The organism is Nocardia carnea, assembly GCF_029868855.1.
Classification (GTDB): Bacteria; Actinomycetota; Actinomycetes; order Mycobacteriales; family Mycobacteriaceae; genus Nocardia; species Nocardia carnea_A.
In genome coordinates, this window is sequence record NZ_JARWOV010000220.1 from 55,758 (window position 1) to 71,520 (window position 15,763).

General features: G+C 67.6%; 15 protein-coding genes. 10 read left to right on the forward strand and 5 right to left on the reverse strand.

All coding sequences use genetic code 11. The annotated features are described in order from the left end of the window. The first annotated feature begins 373 nt into the window (after window positions 1-373). Window positions 374-1,270, forward strand: coding sequence for a heme o synthase (locus QH195_RS21605; protein ID WP_280424477.1), 897 nt, complete (start codon window positions 374-376; stop codon window positions 1,268-1,270). Window positions 1,271-1,382: 112 nt separating this feature from the next. Here QH195_RS21605 and QH195_RS21610 read toward each other — a convergent pair whose 3' ends face one another. Then, window positions 1,383-2,348: a quinone oxidoreductase family protein gene (locus QH195_RS21610; RefSeq protein WP_280436760.1), complete on the reverse strand. Its 966-nt coding sequence runs from the start codon at window positions 2,346-2,348 to the stop codon at window positions 1,383-1,385. Window positions 2,349-2,442: 94 nt separating this feature from the next. Here QH195_RS21610 and QH195_RS21615 point away from each other — a divergent pair, with 94 nt between their 5' ends. Then, entirely contained in the window at window positions 2,443-2,793 is a 351-nt protein-coding gene (locus tag QH195_RS21615; protein ID WP_280424466.1) for a hypothetical protein, read from the forward strand. 152 nt (window positions 2,794-2,945) lie between these two features. Next, window positions 2,946-4,178 (forward strand): PucR family transcriptional regulator, encoded by a 1,233-nt coding sequence (locus QH195_RS21620; protein WP_280436761.1) that lies wholly within the window; start codon window positions 2,946-2,948, stop codon window positions 4,176-4,178. A 2-nt stretch (window positions 4,179-4,180) separates the two neighbouring features. On the opposite strand, the gene QH195_RS21625 is transcribed toward QH195_RS21620, so the two are convergent. The 4 genes from QH195_RS21625 to mptB all read right to left on the reverse strand — a co-directional run bounded on the left by QH195_RS21625 (window position 4,181) and on the right by mptB (window position 8,730). Beyond that, a complete protein-coding gene (locus QH195_RS21625; protein ID WP_280436762.1) occupies window positions 4,181-5,155 on the reverse strand; it encodes a COX15/CtaA family protein in 975 nt (324 codons plus the stop codon). 65 nt (window positions 5,156-5,220) lie between these two features. After that, window positions 5,221-6,012, reverse strand: a complete 792-nt coding sequence (locus QH195_RS21630; protein WP_432278418.1) for an ABC transporter permease — start codon at window positions 6,010-6,012, stop codon at window positions 5,221-5,223. A gap of 67 nt (window positions 6,013-6,079) precedes the next feature. Beyond that, on the reverse strand, window positions 6,080-7,012 hold the full coding sequence (locus tag QH195_RS21635; protein ID WP_280436763.1) for an ABC transporter ATP-binding protein: 933 nt from the start codon (window positions 7,010-7,012) through the stop codon (window positions 6,080-6,082). Then, window positions 7,009-8,730, reverse strand: a complete 1,722-nt coding sequence (gene mptB / locus QH195_RS21640) for a polyprenol phosphomannose-dependent alpha 1,6 mannosyltransferase MptB (RefSeq protein WP_432278417.1) — start codon at window positions 8,728-8,730, stop codon at window positions 7,009-7,011. Before mptB ends, QH195_RS21635 begins: the two co-directional genes overlap by 4 nt. A gap of 463 nt (window positions 8,731-9,193) precedes the next feature. On the opposite strand from mptB, the gene QH195_RS21645 reads away from it, so the two are divergent. From QH195_RS21645 to QH195_RS21675, 7 genes are read left to right on the forward strand one after another with little or no spacing between them, the layout of a single operon-like run. Next, entirely contained in the window at window positions 9,194-10,060 is an 867-nt protein-coding gene (locus QH195_RS21645) for a helix-turn-helix transcriptional regulator (RefSeq protein ID WP_280436764.1), read from the forward strand. After that, a complete protein-coding gene (sufB, locus tag QH195_RS21650; RefSeq protein WP_280424471.1) occupies window positions 10,057-11,493 on the forward strand; it encodes a Fe-S cluster assembly protein SufB in 1,437 nt (478 codons plus the stop codon). Before QH195_RS21645 ends, sufB begins: the two co-directional genes overlap by 4 nt. Continuing rightward, a complete protein-coding gene (gene sufD / locus QH195_RS21655) occupies window positions 11,493-12,671 on the forward strand; it encodes a Fe-S cluster assembly protein SufD (protein ID WP_280436765.1) in 1,179 nt (392 codons plus the stop codon). Before sufB ends, sufD begins: the two co-directional genes overlap by 1 nt. 41 nt (window positions 12,672-12,712) lie before the next feature. Then, window positions 12,713-13,483: a Fe-S cluster assembly ATPase SufC gene (sufC, locus tag QH195_RS21660; RefSeq protein WP_280424473.1), complete on the forward strand. Its 771-nt coding sequence runs from the start codon at window positions 12,713-12,715 to the stop codon at window positions 13,481-13,483. A gap of 1 nt (window position 13,484) precedes the next feature. Then, window positions 13,485-14,738, forward strand: coding sequence for a cysteine desulfurase (locus QH195_RS21665; protein ID WP_280436766.1), 1,254 nt, complete (start codon window positions 13,485-13,487; stop codon window positions 14,736-14,738). A gap of 3 nt (window positions 14,739-14,741) precedes the next feature. Next, window positions 14,742-15,248, forward strand: a complete 507-nt coding sequence (gene sufU / locus QH195_RS21670) for a Fe-S cluster assembly sulfur transfer protein SufU (RefSeq protein ID WP_280436767.1) — start codon at window positions 14,742-14,744, stop codon at window positions 15,246-15,248. Further along, window positions 15,245-15,628, forward strand: coding sequence for a metal-sulfur cluster assembly factor (locus tag QH195_RS21675; RefSeq protein ID WP_280424476.1), 384 nt, complete (start codon window positions 15,245-15,247; stop codon window positions 15,626-15,628). Before sufU ends, QH195_RS21675 begins: the two co-directional genes overlap by 4 nt. Window positions 15,629-15,763 lie beyond the last annotated feature (135 nt).

Sequence of the window (15,763 nt, forward strand, 5' to 3'; positions counted from 1 at the left end):
GATGCGCCCGGCCGCCCCTGCGCACGGCCCCCGGCCAAGGCGGACCCGCCGGTCCCGCCGGGCGTAATCCGGATATGTGGGCGGGGTCGCAGGGGCGCACGGCAGCGCGCTGCGGTCCTGGGTCTACCATCGTGTGTAGTAGTAGCCGCGTCGCAGCCGCGCGCTGCTCGCCCGCGAACCGGATGCGATGCGCAGCGGCCTCCGGCTCCGCTCCGGCCGGTGTGGCTGCGAGCGAGGTGGTATCCGGCTGCGCCCGTTCGACAGTGTGCGAGGAGAGACAGTGCGGATCGGTCATGACCCGGGGGTCGGCGGCGCCCACGATTCCGCACCGGCACCTGCGGACCGCGTCCTCGGTAGCGAGAAGCTCGCCCGGATCGCCCGTCGGCCACTGGCATATATCGCGCTCACCAAACCGCGCGTGATCGAACTACTGCTGGTCGCCACCATTCCCACCATGCTGCTGGCCGACCGCGGCCAGGTCGATATCCGGCTCATCCTGGCCACTCTGTTCGGTGGCTGGATGGGCGCGGCGAGCGCGAACACACTGAACTGTGTGGCCGACGCCGATATCGACAAGGTGATGAAACGGACCGCCAAACGGCCGCTGGCCCGCGACGCCGTCCCGACCTCACACGCGTTCGTTTTCGGCGTCGCCCTGGGGATCGGCTCCTTCGCGTGGCTGTGGTGGCAGGCGAACCTGCTCAGTGGTCTGCTGGTGGTCGCCACCATCCTCTTCTACGTTTTCGTCTACACCCTCGGCCTGAAACGGCGCACCGCGCAGAACGTCGTCTGGGGCGGCGCCGCCGGCTGTATGCCCGCGCTCGTGGGCTGGTCCGCGGTGACCGGGAACATCGGCTGGCCCGCGCTTGCCCTGTTCGGCGTGATCTTCTTCTGGACGCCGCCGCACACCTGGGCGCTGGCCATGCGCTACAAGGAGGACTACCGGGCCGCCGGCGTGCCGATGCTCCCGGTGGTGGCCACCGAGGAGACGGTGACCAAGCAGATCGTCGTCTACACCTGGCTCACGGTCCTCACCACCTTGGCGCTGGTGCCGGCGACCGGGGTGATCTACGCGGCGGTGGCCTTGGTCGCGGGGGCCTGGTTCCTGCTGATGGCGCACCAGCTCTATTCGGGGGTACGCCGCGGCGAATCGGTGAAACCGCTGCGCCTGTTCCTGCAGTCCAACAACTACCTTGCCGTGGTGTTCTGCGGTCTGGCCGTCGATTCGGTTCTCGGCTGGACCACCCTCGGCGAGGTCTTCTTCGGCTGAGCGGTGCCGAAGTAACCGTCCGGCCGCACCAGGATCCGTGTCCCGGCGGCCACGTCGCAGGCCGCGCGGGCACGACCTGCGAAGTGGATGAACCCCGCCGGAATCGGGGAGGTCAGGGGAGTAGGACGATCGAACCCGTGGTCTTTCGGCTCTCGAGGTCGCGGTGTGCCTGCGCGGCCTCGGCGAGCGAATAGGTGGCACCGATCCGGACGGTGAGCGAACCGTCGGCAACGGCTTCGAAGATATCTCCCGCCCGCCAATTCAATTCGGCGCGGTCACGGGTGTAGTGGGCGATATTGGGCCGGGTCACGAATACCGACCCCGCCGCGTTCAGCCGCTGCAGGTCGACGGGGGGTACGGGGCCGCTGGCCGCCCCGAACAGGGCAAGTATGCCGCGGACCCGCAACGAGGCGAGGCTGGCGTCGAACGTCGCGGCCCCGACTCCGTCGTAGACCGCGGCCACCCCGGCGCCCCCGGTCAGTTCGCGGACCCGATCGGCGAGATCGTCGCCGTAGCGCAGGACCTCCCAGGCCCCGGCGCCGCGGGAGAGTGTCTCTTTCTCGTCCGAGGACACCGTGGTGATCACCCGGATATCGCGGGCCGCCGCCAGCTGGGTGAGCAGCAACCCGACCCCGCCCGCGCCCGCATGGACCAGCACCGTCTCGCCCGGTTCCGGCCGGTAGACCGATTCGATCAGATAGTGCGCGGTCATTCCCTGCAGCAACGCCGAGGCGGCGACCGGCGGGTCCACGTCTTCGGGGACCGCCACCGCGACAGCCTCGTCCACTACCGTGCGTTGTGCGTAGCTGTTCGGCCCGGCAGCCCAGGCCACCCGGTCGCCGACGGCGAATGTGCTGACCTGCGAACCGGTTTCGGTGACGACGCCGGTGCCCTCGGATCCCGGGATATAGGGCACCGGTCTCGGGTAGGTGCCGGTGCGGAAATAGGTGTCGATGTAATTCACACCGACGGCGTCGGCCTCGACCAGTAGCTGGTTCGGCCCGGGTGACGGGTCGGCAACTTCGGTGAGGGTCAGTACCTCCGGACCGCCGTGCCGGTCCACCTGGATGGCGCGCATGGTCCAGTTCTACACGGGCGCCCCCAGGGGCAGTACGCGGGTCCGGTGGCGACGGCGCGGGTGGGCATTACTACCCGCCGGTAAACTCCGGTGCATGAGTGCAGATACCGCAACCGCAACCGCCCGCGCGCCGAAGGAGATAGTCCAGTCCGTGCGGAAGTTCGTCGCCGCGCACGGCGGTTCGGCCGAGGCAGTTCCGCAGCCGGTGGGGCGCCGGGGTGTCCGGGTCACGCTGGTCGGTGCCGACGGTGTCCTGGGTGACCGGATGGTCGCCGATCCCGCCACGGCGCAGGCCGTGATCGACGCCGTGGACGGCCTGACCGCCGCCGAGGGCTGGGAGCGCGAACTGGTGGCCAAGACCACGCCGCGCACCGGGCACTGGGCGAAGATGGCGGGCTGGGTCGCGGGGCAGACTCGTTTCCCCAAGGCGCGCAACGAGAAATGAGCCGTCGAGGCGGGGGTCCTGTGCGTACTCACAGGCCGCCGGTCCGTGCTTCAGGTAGCTCGGACAGATTCCCGGCCAAAACCTACTGGCGAGTAACCGCTTCGCGCTACCGTTAGGGCTTCGAGCGTCAGCCCGGGGTAGAAGGAGCCGATATGACGGTCAGTAGTCCGACCCGTTCCCGACTTACGGTGTCCGGCCGTCCGATTTCGAACCAGCTACGCGATGTGTCGACCCTCTCGCGTCAGATGGTGGGGCATTTCGTCGAGAACGTGGCGCCCTGTGGCACCCTGCCCGGTGATGCGCTGCAGGGCGATGTCACCGCGGTGACGCGCCTATGTCTCGAACTCACGGTCAGCCGTCTCGACGGCCGCGAACTCCCGCAGGAGATCGAACAGGTCCGCGAGGCCGCCGCCGAATGGGCGCGCGAGGGCATCCCGATCGACACCATCAACCACGCCATCCACGAAGGCTTCAAACTCGGTTTCGACCGGATCATGTCCACGGCCGGTCCGGCGGATTCGGCAAACCTGGTCGCCACCGCGCGCCGGATGCTGGAAATCCTCGACACGATCACCTCGGAAGTCTCGCTGGCCTATGTGAGCGAATACCGGGGGGTGGTTTCCGAACATCACACCGCCGTGCACACACTGATCTCCGCGCTGCTCGGCGGGCACAGTACCGCGACCATGGCACGAGAATGCGGAATCGAGATCGCGCAGTCGTATCAGGTGCTGGCCCTGGGGTTGCCGCCGCATCCGGACGAATCCGCACCGCAGGTGGACGGACGTATCGTCGCGCGCCGGAAATTGCGCCGGGTGCAGGCCGAACTCGCCCGCAGTTGCGGTGAGCGCGCCCTGTCGTTGCTCAGTATCGACGGCGGAACGGTACTGCTACCGGCACAGATGTTTCCCGACGAATCACTCGACGACCTGATCGCCCGGCTGTCGCAGGCCGGACAGGTGCCGGTGACCGCCACCGTCGTCACCGCGGAGACCGCCGATATCCCCGGCGCCACCGACCGTGCGCACGAACTCCTCGATATCGTCACGCGAATCACCGACGGCGGTGGTCTGCACCGGTTTTCGGATCTGGCGCTGGAGTTCCAGATCACCCGGCCCGGTCCGGCCCGGGAGCATCTCAGCGCCATCCTGGACCCGCTGGACGAGCATCCTGAACTACTGGAGACGCTGCGTCAGCACATCGCCAACAATTTCAATCGGCAGCGCACCGCCAGGCTCATGCATATGCACACCAATACCCTCGACTACCGCCTCAAACGGGTCCGGCTGCTCACCGGTTACGACCCGGCGATACCCAACGGCCTGTGGTATCTGACCTCGGCTCTGGTCGCCCGCAGCTATCAGAAGCGTCCCGGCAGCGAATGAGTTCAGGCAGGTTGGGTATGGGGTTCCGGGGTGCCGACAGGTAGGCGCTCACGGGTGTGCAGCGATGCCCACAGGGCCGCGGTGGCCGCAGTGCACAGCGCCGCACCGCCCACGTGGATCGCCACGAGCGCCGCGGGGACATCGGTGAAGTACTGCACGACGCCGACCAGCGATTGCGCGAGTACCAGCCCGATCAGCACGAAGAAGCGATTGCGGACCGGCCGGGTGATACCGGTGGCGTACAGGCCGAAGCCGAGGCCGATCAGCAGGGCCAGATAGCCGATGAGCAGTTGCGAGTGCAGATGTACCAGCGTGGTGATCTCGATTTCCAGCCGGGCCACCGGGCGTTCGATGCTCTTGTCGCCGGCATGCGGTCCCGCGGCGGTGACCAGGGTTCCCGCGACGAGCACCCCGGCCAGGGCGATCCCGCTGAGCGCGGTGAGCCCGCGCAGCGGCGCGGGGGCGCGGACCGTATCGACCCCGTCGTCGGGTGCGGCGACCTTGGCGTACATCACCGCGGCCACCCACACCATGAGCATCGAGGCGAGCAGGTGCAGGGCGACCGTCCACCACAGCAAGCCGGAGAGCACGGTGATCCCGCCGATGATCGCCTGCAGCACCGTGCCGGCGGGCATCAGCCACGCATAGATCAGCACCTCCCGGCGCCGCCGGGCCCGGGTGACCGCGAGCACGATGAGCGCGGCACACAGCGTCACGGCAAAAGTGAGCAGCCGGTTGCCGAACTCCACCGCCTGATGGAGCACCGGCACCTCGGAGACCCCGACCGGGGTGAAACTGCCGGGGAAGCACTGCGGCCAGGTGGGGCAACCGAGCCCGGAGGCGGTGACCCGCACGATCGCACCGGTCACCGCAATTCCGGCCTGGGAGCCGAGTACCGACAGGGCGATCAGCAGCTGGACGCGTCGGGAGGGCAGTGGGAGCCGGTCCACGACTCGCAGGAATGCGCGATAGAGCACGTCACGATGGTAGCGGGCAGTGCGATGGTGCCCGCAGCCGGACTACTACAAGTTGTCGTGGTCACTCATTCGAAGCGGAACCAGCGTGCGGCCAGGAGCCCGGCGGCGGTACCCCAGACGAGCAGCACCAGCACGCCGAACCAGTCGACACTGCCGTTGAGCGCGTGTTCCAGGGCGACCGCCAGGGCTCCCGAGGGCACCAGCCGGACCAGGATGTGCACTATCTCGGGCAGCTCTTCGGAGGCGAAGACCACGCTGGCGATACCCAGCATGACGAACCAGAGGATATTGGCCAGCGCGAGCACGACCTCGGCCTTCAGCGTGCCGCCGAGCAGCAGGCCCATAGCCGCGAAAGTCGCGGTGCCCAGGGTGATCAGCACCGCTCCCAGTGCCAGCCCGGCGAGACCGGGCCGCCAGCCCAGCGCGACTCCGATCGACCCGAGCAGTACCGCCTGCAGGATCACCACCAGCAGGACCGCGCCGCTCTTCCCGGCGACGATGCCCCAGCGCGGCAGGGGAGTTGCGCCCAGCCGTTTCAGCGCCCCGTAGCGCCGGTCGAATCCGACGGCGATGGCCTGGCCGGTGAAGGCGGTCGACATCACCGCCACCATCATCACGGCGGGAACGATCTTGTCGATCTTGTCCGGGCCCATATCGCCGAACGGCAGCAACGCAAGGCCCACCAGCAGCGTGATCGGGATGAACATGGTGAGCAGCAGCTGCTCACCGTTGCGCAGGAGCAGGACGAGGTCGAGGCGGGTCTGCGCGAACAGCATGGTGGCCCGCGGCGCCGGGCGGGGCGCGGGGGCGAAAGTTCCGGGTTCGAACCGGTTTGCCGCGAGATCCGGTTTGGTCACCAGGCCTCCTTCGAAGCTGACGGATGCGGTCCGCGGAGGCTGTGGCGTAGGCGGAGCGATAACCGCATCATGCGCGCAGATCCCGTCCGGTGAGCTCCAGGAAAACGTCCTCCAGCCGGCGCTGGTCGATGCGGATATCGGTGGCGAGAACGTTGACGCGGGCGCACCAGGCCGTCACCGTCGCCAGTACCTGCGGGTTGATCTCGCCCTCCACCAGATAGGAGCCGGGACTGGTTTCGGTGGGCGCGAAACCCTCCGGCAGCGCCCGCTGCAGCAGTTCTAGGTCCAGTCGCGGCGGGGCGGCGAAACGCAACTGCCCGGCCGCGCCGTGTGCGGTGACCTCGGCCGGTGTGCCGGACGCGACGATCCGCCCGTGGTCGATGATCACCAGATGGTCGGCCAACTCCTCGGCCTCGTCCATCAGGTGGGTGGTGAGCAGCACACTGACCCCGTCGCGGCGGAGTGCATCGATCAACTCCCACACCATGATCCGGGCCTGGGCGTCCATCCCCGCGGTCGGCTCGTCCAAGAAGACGATCTCGGGACGGCCCACGAGCGCGCAGGCGAGCGAGAGCCGCTGCTGCTGGCCGCCGGAGAGCCGCCGGTAGGGGGTGCGCCGGCTGTCGGACAGTCCGAGTACACCCAGTAGCCAATCGGGGTCCAGCGGATTCGCCGAATACGAGGCGACCAGGTCCAGCATCTCGCCGGCGCGGGCCCCCGGATACGCGCCACCGCCCTGCAACATCACCCCGATCCGCGGCCGCAGCCGTTCGGAATCGGTGCGCGGGTCGAGCCCCAGGACGCGGACAGTTCCGGCGTCCGGGCGTACGAAACCCTCACACATCTCCACCGTGGTGGTCTTGCCGGCCCCGTTCGGCCCGAGCAGGGCGAATACCTGCGCCGGTTCGACGGTGAAACCGATACCGTCCACCGCGACGGTTTCGCCGTAGTGTTTGGCGACGTGGTCCACCTGGACGGCGGGTACACGAGAAGCGGTCACGAGGTCACACCGTATGCCCCGGCCGGCTGTGACGAGGCCGACACCCCCTGCTGGCCGCGCCAGGGCAAGGCGTTGCGGGTTACCACGATGAACAGGACGGACACGATCACCGTCGCGACCGCGGAGCCCACGATCTGGAAAACCTCGAGATCGGCGCCGCGCGGCATGAGGATCACGCTGACCACCGCGGAGATGCCGATGGCCGGCACCCGGAACACCGGTTTGGTGGCCCAGGCCGCCATGGGCACGATCGCCCACAGCAGATACCACGGCTGGACCACCGGGAACAGCAGCACGATTGCCCCGAGCGATACGCCCAGCGCACCGACCGGATGGATGCGGCCGGTCCAGGTCGCGACGAGCATCCGCACCGTGATGTAGGCCGCCACCACACCCGCGATTGGCCGGGTGATGCTCAGTAGTGCTGTGGTGTGATCCCCCAAACCGAGCAGCACACCGCCGAAACCGGTGACGATCCCCAGCGCCGTCGGCAGCGACATCCAGCTGCGCACCGCATTGGCCACGCTGACCGTATCGAGCCAGCCGAACCCGAGCCCGCTGGCCGTGCTGATCACGAGGGTTGTCAGGGCGGCGACGACACCGAGCAGCGCCGCCGCTTTGATGACCGGGCGTATCCCCGGACCCCAGCGCCGGGCCAGGGCCATGCCCGCGAAACCGAGCACGATGATCGACGTGATCTTGACCGATGAGGACAGGCTGACGGTGACCGCGCCGCCGATCAGCAAGGCCCAGCCGCGGCCGTCCAACGGTGGCGGCCCCCCGTCGCCCGGTACGCCGTGGATGGCGCGCAACATGAGTTCCAGTCCGGCGAGCATCAGCCCGAGCATGAGCGCGTCGTTGTGTACACCGCCGATGAGATGGAAAAGCACCAGTGGATTGGCCACTCCCAGCCAGAGGGCGCTCACCGGCGCGACCCCACAGCGCACCGACAGGCGCGGTAACGCCCAGACGATCAGCGCGACCCCCGCCAGCGCGAGCAGCCGGTGTACCCAGACCCCGGCGAGGATGTTGTCACCGGTGATTTCGGCGATGCCGTGACCTATCCACAGGAACAGCGGCCCGTACGGTGCCGGCGTCTCGCGCCAGATGTTCGGAACGTTGTTGGTGAGGACATTGTCGATGCCGAGGCCCGCGACCGGCCCCTCCACATAGGGGTCGATACCTCGCGCCGTGATCTCGCTCTGCGCCAGATACGAGTACACGTCGTTGCTGAACATCGGTGGTGCGACGCAGAGCGGAATGATCCACACCAGCAGCGTGCGGTCCAGCTGGCGGCGGGTGATCCGGCGCAGCGGTGAGCCGCCGAGGCTGCCGATGGCGAACCGGCCGAGCAGTAACCAGGCCAGGACAACCGTGACCGTACCGACCATGCACATTGCCAGCGACCCGGTGTGTGCCCGCGCGAAAATACCGAGCACCCGCATCCCGGATGTCGGGTTCTGGTGCACCGGTTGCGCGCCGATACCCAGCGCGCTGATCGCCATCAGTACTGTTCCGGTGGCGCCCATCAGCCGGATCCGGTCCAGTTGCCGGAGTTCGCGGCGGGCGAGCCCGGGTACCTCGGATTCGTCGCTGTGCAGGACGGCGATGGTGTGATCCGAGGCTTTGACATCCAGTCCGAGGGCGCGCCGCGTTATATGCAGCGCACGCTGCCGGAGCGATGCCGATGCGCCCGGGGCGCCTGCCTGTCCTGCCACGGCCACCGAGACTAGTTCGCCGGCGTCGCCGGTGAACCCTGGGCCGCGGCACACGGTGTGCCGAACCTGCGGGATCGGGCCGCCGGGCACACCGTCGGCCGCTCTGGTCCTCTTCCGGACACCGCCCAGTTATCCGCCGGGTCTCCCTCTACTGGGGGTTGATCTCTTGGTGGGAACGGAGCACTACCGGCTCACCGAGTCGGGACTCTCGGTTATGCGTGGCCGAGTACCGGACCGGTGCAGCCGGACCAGCAAACCCGCAGTCGGCAGTCCGTTTGCGGGCTGCGCTTCCGTGAGAGTGAAGCAGATCACTGTGGTAATTCCCCGTGGCCGAGGTGAACGGCACTTTCTCGGTGGAACAGGGGATTTCCGGCTTCTGTCCGGAACGGGCGGTGCTGTGGCACCCCTCCTGGTCAGGGCACCCTTATTAGATTTCGGGAACGAATTCCGCCACACTGATGTTGTGAAAACTGTGGGTTTGCCGAATGTGGACGAAAGGGCTGGTCACCGGGCCGGTACCGGGTCCGTCGGCGCGCCCGTGATCGGCGGCGAGGGGCAGACCCGGGCGGCGATCATTCAACTGCTGCTCGAGGAAGGCCCGATCACCGCGACCGCGATCGGCGCCGCGCTGGGCCTGGCTCCGGCCGGCGTGCGCCGCCATCTGGACGCGCTCATCGAATCCGGTCAGGCGCGGGCGGGCCGGTCCGCGCCGTGGCAGCAGAAGGGGCGTGGACGTCCGGCCAAGCAGTACCAGCTGACCGCCGCCGGACGCAGCATGCTCGGGCACGCGTACGACGATCTGGCCGGTGCGGCGATCCGGCAACTGCGGGAGATCGGCGGCGAGGACGCCGTTGCGGCCTTCGCCCGGAAGCGGGCGCGCACCCTGGTCGACGGGATCGATCCGCTACCCGCCCAGCGGAAGGGGCAGTCGGCCGATTCCGGGGCGACCGGGGACGATACCGTTCGGTCCGAAACGGTGGCCAAGGCCGACGAGATCGCCACAGCGTTGTCGGACGCCGGGTTCGCCGCGAGCACCCGGCGAGTGGGTGCGGGTGTGCAGATCTGCCAGCACCACTGTCCGGTCTCGCATGTCGCCGAGGAGTTCCCCGAGCTCTGCGAGGCCGAGCTCGAGGCCTTCCGGGAGGTGCTCGGAACGCATGTGCAGCGGCTGGCGACCATCGCCAACGGCGACTGCGCCTGCACCACGCACGTCCCGCTCACCGTCCTACCGGACCGCGCGGGCGGGCCCCAACCGAACAACGCTTCATCATCAACCGTTGCACAGCCCGCAACGGACGCAACGAACGACTCCGGAAGGAGTGCCGAATGACGACCACCACCGACCAGGTGCCGCAGCTGACCCAGGAGGAGGCCATCGCCTCACTGGGTAACTACGGCTACGGCTGGGCCGACTCGGACGTGGCGGGCGCCAGCGCGCAGCGTGGTCTGTCCGAAGAGGTCGTACGCGATATCTCGGACAAGAAGAGCGAACCCACCTGGATGCTGGAGAACCGGCTCAAGGCGCTGCGCATCTTCGATCGCAAGCCGATGCCGAACTGGGGTTCCAACCTCGACGGAATCGACTTCGACAACATCAAATACTTCGTACGCTCGACCGAGAAGCAGGCCGAGACCTGGGACGATCTCCCCGAGGACATCAAGAACACCTACGACAAGCTGGGCATCCCGGAGGCGGAGAAGCAGCGGCTGGTCTCGGGTGTCGCCGCACAGTACGAGAGCGAAGTCGTCTACCACCAGATCCGCGAGGATCTGGAGCAGCAGGGCGTGATCTTCCTCGACACCGATACGGCGCTGAAGGAGCATCCGGAGATCTTCCGCGAGTACTTCGGCACCGTCATCCCGGCCGGTGACAACAAGTTCTCCGCGCTGAACACCGCGGTGTGGTCGGGCGGTTCGTTCATCTACGTCCCGCCGGGTGTGCACGTCGATATCCCGCTGCAGGCCTATTTCCGGATCAACACCGAGAACATGGGCCAGTTCGAGCGCACGCTGATCATCGTCGACGAGGACGCCTACGTGCACTACGTCGAGGGCTGCACCGCGCCGATCTACAAATCCGATTCGCTGCACTCGGCCGTGGTCGAGATCATCGTGAAGAAGGGCGGCCGCTGCCGCTACACCACCATCCAGAACTGGTCGAACAACGTCTACAACCTGGTCACCAAGCGGGCCAAGGCCGAGGCGGGCGCGACCATGGAGTGGATCGACGGCAATATCGGCTCCAAGGTCACCATGAAGTACCCGGCCGTGTGGATGACCGGTGAGCACGCCAAGGGCGAGGTGCTCTCGGTGGCGTTCGCGGGCGAGGGCCAGCATCAGGACACCGGCGCCAAGATGGTGCACCTGGCTCCGCACACCTCCTCGACCATCGTCTCCAAGTCGGTGGCGCGCGGCGGTGGCCGGGCCTCCTACCGCGGCCTGGTCCAGGTGAACAAGGGTGCGCACGGCTCGAAGTCGACCGTGAAATGCGATGCGCTGCTGGTCGACACGATCAGCCGCTCCGATACCTACCCGTATGTCGATATCCGTGAGGACGACGTGACGATGGGTCACGAGGCGACGGTGTCGAAGGTGTCGGAAGACCAGCTGTTCTACCTGATGAGCCGCGGAATGACCGAGGACGAGGCGATGGCGATGGTCGTGCGCGGCTTCGTCGAGCCGATCGCCAAGGAGCTCCCGATGGAGTACGCACTCGAGCTCAATCGCCTGATCGAACTGCAGATGGAAGGAGCCGTCGGCTGATGGCAGTGGAGAACGTTGCCGAGGCCGCCGAGGCTCGCACACCCGCGATCAACAAGGGCGAGGTGTTCACGTCCTTCGATGTGAACGCCTTCGAGATCCCGTCCGGTAAAGACGAGGCCTGGCGGTTCACCCCGCTGCGCCGGCTGCGCGGCCTGCACAACGGCACTGCCACCGCGGACGGCCAGGCCGGAGTCGAGGTGACCGGCGTCCCGGGCGTGACCGTCGAGACCGTGGGCCGCGACGACACCCGGCTGGGCGAGGGCGGCACCCCGGCCGATCGGGTCGCGGCGCAGGCGTACTCCGGGTTCGAGCAGGCCACGATCGTCTCGGTGGGCAAGGAAATCGAGGTCGCCGACACTGTGGTCGTACGCATCACCGGGCCCGGCGAGGGCCGGACCGCCTACGGGCATCTGCAGGTGCGGCTGGCCGAATTCGCCGTCGCGACGGTCGTCATCGATCAGCGTGGCAGCGGGACCTATGCCGAGAACGTCGAATTCGTGCTCGGCGACAGCGCCAAACTCACCGTCGTCGCGGTCCAGGATTGGGCCGACGATGTCGTGCATGCCACCGCCCACCACGCCAGTCTGGGTCGCGATGCGGTCCTGCGGCATACCGCGGTAACGCTCGGCGGCGACCTGGTCCGGCTCACCGGCACCGTCCGCTACGCCGGGCCGGGCGGCGACGCCGAACTGCTCGGACTGTATTTCGCCGACGCCGGACAGCATTTCGAACAGCGCCTGCTGGTCGATCACGCCGTACCGCACTGCAAATCGAATGTGTTGTACAAGGGTGCGCTGCAGGGCAATCCGGAGTCGCGCAAGGGCGACGCCCGCACGGTGTGGGTCGGTGATGTGCTGATCCGCGCGGCCGCCGAGGGCACCGACACCTTCGAGATCAACCGCAATCTCGTGCTCACCGACGGGGCGCGCGCCGATTCGGTGCCGAACCTGGAGATCGAAACCGGTGAGATCGTCGGCGCCGGACACGCGTCGGCGACCGGCCGCTTCGACGACGAGCAGCTGTTCTACCTACGGGCCCGCGGTATTCCGGAGGACGCCGCGCGCCGTCTCGTGGTGCGCGGTTTCTTCCACGAGATCATCCAGAAGATCGGGGTGCCCGAGGTCGCCGAGCGGCTGGAGGCGGCCATCGAGGCCGAACTCGCCGCCATCGGCGTCTGACCGACCACCCAGCCACAGCCACCGAAGGAATTCAGAAACCGATGACCACCCTGGAAATCAAGGACCTGCACGCCGAGGTCGCCACCCCGGACGGCGATACCGTCAAGATCCTCAAGGGCGTGAACCTCACCGTGAAATCCGGTGAGACGCACGCCATCATGGGACCGAACGGCTCGGGCAAGTCGACCCTGTCCTACGCCATCGCCGGACATCCCAAGTACACCGTCACCAGTGGCTCGATCACGCTCGACGGTGAGAACGTGCTGGAGATGTCGGTGGACGAACGGGCACGCGCCGGCCTGTTCCTCGCGATGCAGTACCCCGTCGAGGTTCCCGGGGTCTCCATGTCCAACTTCCTGCGGACCGCCGCCACCGCCGTGCGCGGCGAGGCGCCGAAGCTGCGGCACTGGGTGAAGGAGGTGAAGGAGTCGATGAACGAACTCGATATCGACGCCGCCTTCGCCGACCGCAGTGTGAACGAGGGCTTCTCCGGTGGTGAGAAGAAACGGCACGAGATCCTGCAGCTGGGTCTGCTGAAGCCGAAGATCGCCATCCTCGACGAAACCGATTCGGGCCTGGACGTGGACGCGCTGCGCATCGTCTCCGAGGGCGTCAACCGCTACAAGGAGCGGGAGAACGGCGGGGTTCTGCTGATCACCCACTACACCCGCATCCTGCGTTATATCCAGCCGCAGTTCGTGCACGTCTTCGTGGGTGGCCGCATCGTCGCCGAGGGCGGCGCGGAACTCGCCGAGGAGCTCGATGCCAACGGCTACGTGAAGTTCACTCAGACCGCCACCGCCGGAGCGTGATATGACCGCGATCCTTCCCGCCTTCGACGTCGCCCGGATCCGGGCCGACTTCCCGATCCTGAACCGTACGGTCCGGGACGGGAAGCCGCTGGTGTACCTGGATTCCGGTGCCACCTCGCAGCGGCCGCTGGCGGTGCTGGACGCCGAACGCGATTTCCTGCTCGAAAGCAATTCGGCGGTGCACCGGGGCGCGCATCAGCTGTCCGAAGAGGCCACCGACGCCTATGAGGCGGCTCGCGCCGAGATCGCCGGGTTCGTCGGGGCCGACGCCGACGAGATCGTGTTCACCAAGAACGCCACCGAATCGCTGAATCTGGTGACGTACTCCTTCGCCGATGGCCGGTTCCCGTACCACGTCGGCCCTGGTGACGAGATCGTGATCACCGAACTCGAACACCACGCGAACCTGGTGCCGTGGCAGGAGCTGGCGCGGCGGACCGGCGCGACCCTGCGCTGGTACGGGGTGACCGAGGACGGCCGGATCGACCTGTCCTCGCTGGAACTCTCGCCGGCCACCAAGGTCGTCGCGTTCACCCATCAGTCCAATGTCACCGGGGCGGTGGCACCGGTCGCCGAACTCGTGCGCCGGGCCCGTGCTGTCGGTGCACTGGTGGTGCTGGACGCCTGCCAGTCGGTACCGCACGCGCCGGTCGACTTCCACGCCCTGGATGTGGACTTCGCCGCGTTCTCCGGGCACAAGATGCTCGGCCCGTCCGGTGTCGGTGTGCTGTACGGCAAACGGGACCTGCTCACCGAGACCCCGCCGTTCATCACCGGTGGCTCGATGATCGAAACGGTCACCATGGAGGAGACCACCTACGCGGCGCCGCCGCAGCGGTTCGAGGCCGGGGTGCCGATGACCTCACAGGTGGTCGGGCTCGGAGCCGCCGTGCGCTATCTGCGCGAGATCGGTATGGACGCGGTGGCCGCACACGAGCACACTCTGGTCGAGGCGGCGCTGGAAGGCCTGGGCGGGGTTCCGGGAATCCGGATCGTCGGGCCGGTCGAGAACGTCGACCGCGGTGGTGCGGTGGCGTTCGTCGCCGACGGTATCCACGCGCACGACTTGGGCCAGATCCTGGACGACGAGGGCGTCGCCATCCGGGTCGGTCACCATTGCGCCTGGCCGCTGCACCGGCGGTTCGGGATCGCCGCGACCGCCCGTGCGTCGTTCGCCCTGTACAACACCGTGGACGAGGTGGAGAAACTGGTCGCCGCTGTGCGGAAGGCCCAGAGCTTCTTCGGGGTTGCCTAGAACATGCGTATGGAGCAGATGTACCAGGAAGTGATCCTGGATCACTACAAGCACCCGCACAATCGCGGGTTGCGGGAGCCGTACGGCGCCGAGGTGCACCATGTGAACCCGACGTGCGGCGACGAGGTGACCCTGCGGGTGCATCTCGGCGACGATGGGGATGTCGCCGATGTGTCCTACGACGGGCAGGGCTGTTCGATCAGTCAGGCGTCGATCTCGGTGCTGACCGATCAGGTGATCGGCCTGCCCGTGGTAGAGGCGCTGGGCGTCGTCGATTCGTTCAACGCGATGATCGGCAGCCGCGGTACCGTCGAGGGTGACGAGGACGTCATCGGTGATGGGATCGCCTTCGCCGGTGTCGCCAAGTATCCGGCCCGCGTGAAATGTGCCCTTCTGGGCTGGATGGCGTTCAAGGATGCGGTGCTCCGGATCGACGGTGCCGCCGATGCCGTTGCCCCGGCCGCCGCGACGCCGCAGACCGACCGAGTACGGAACGGGGAAACATCATGACCGATACATCCGCCACCGAATCCACCGCGGATACCGCACCTGCCGAGGTCGAACTGTCGGCCGAGGAACTCGCGCAGCTCGCCGATCTCGAGGAGGCGATGCGCGATGTGGTCGATCCCGAACTCGGTATCAACGTCGTGGATCTGGGCCTGGTGTACGGGATGCGGGTCGAGGAGAGCACCGCGGTGCTCGATATGACCCTGACGTCCGCGGCCTGTCCGCTCACCGACGTGATCGAGGATCAGTCGCGTAATGCGCTGGTGCGCAGCGGCCTGGTCGACGATCTGAAGATCAACTGGGTCTGGATGCCGCCGTGGGGTCCCGATAAGATCACCGAGGACGGCCGGGAACAGTTGCGCGCGCTGGGTTTCACCGTCTAGGCGAACTCGGCAGAACTGCAATGACGCCGGATTTCGGGGGGGCGCCGCGGTGGGGCCCCCCCCCAAAGAGGGTTAAAACAAAAAATGACGGGCGGGCGCGGCCGCGCCGCCCCACGGAAGGGGCACGGGGGGCGG

What these genes read in the sequence shown, in the direction of transcription:
- QH195_RS21620 (WP_280436761.1), top strand. Translation starts at nt 2,946, where the DNA reads ATGACGGTCAGTAGTCCGACCCGTTCCCGACTTACGGTGTCCGGCCGT.
- QH195_RS21665 (WP_280436766.1), top strand. Translation starts at nt 13,485, where the DNA reads ATGACCGCGATCCTTCCCGCCTTCGACGTCGCCCGGATCCGGGCCGAC.
- sufC (WP_280424473.1), top strand. Translation starts at nt 12,713, where the DNA reads ATGACCACCCTGGAAATCAAGGACCTGCACGCCGAGGTCGCCACCCCG.
- QH195_RS21610 (WP_280436760.1), bottom strand. Translation starts at nt 2,348, where the DNA reads ATGCGCGCCATCCAGGTGGACCGGCACGGCGGTCCGGAGGTACTGACC.
- QH195_RS21615 (WP_280424466.1), top strand. Translation starts at nt 2,443, where the DNA reads ATGAGTGCAGATACCGCAACCGCAACCGCCCGCGCGCCGAAGGAGATA.
- QH195_RS21675 (WP_280424476.1), top strand. Translation starts at nt 15,245, where the DNA reads ATGACCGATACATCCGCCACCGAATCCACCGCGGATACCGCACCTGCC.
- sufB (WP_280424471.1), top strand. Translation starts at nt 10,057, where the DNA reads ATGACGACCACCACCGACCAGGTGCCGCAGCTGACCCAGGAGGAGGCC.
- sufD (WP_280436765.1), top strand. Translation starts at nt 11,493, where the DNA reads ATGGCAGTGGAGAACGTTGCCGAGGCCGCCGAGGCTCGCACACCCGCG.
- sufU (WP_280436767.1), top strand. Translation starts at nt 14,742, where the DNA reads ATGCGTATGGAGCAGATGTACCAGGAAGTGATCCTGGATCACTACAAG.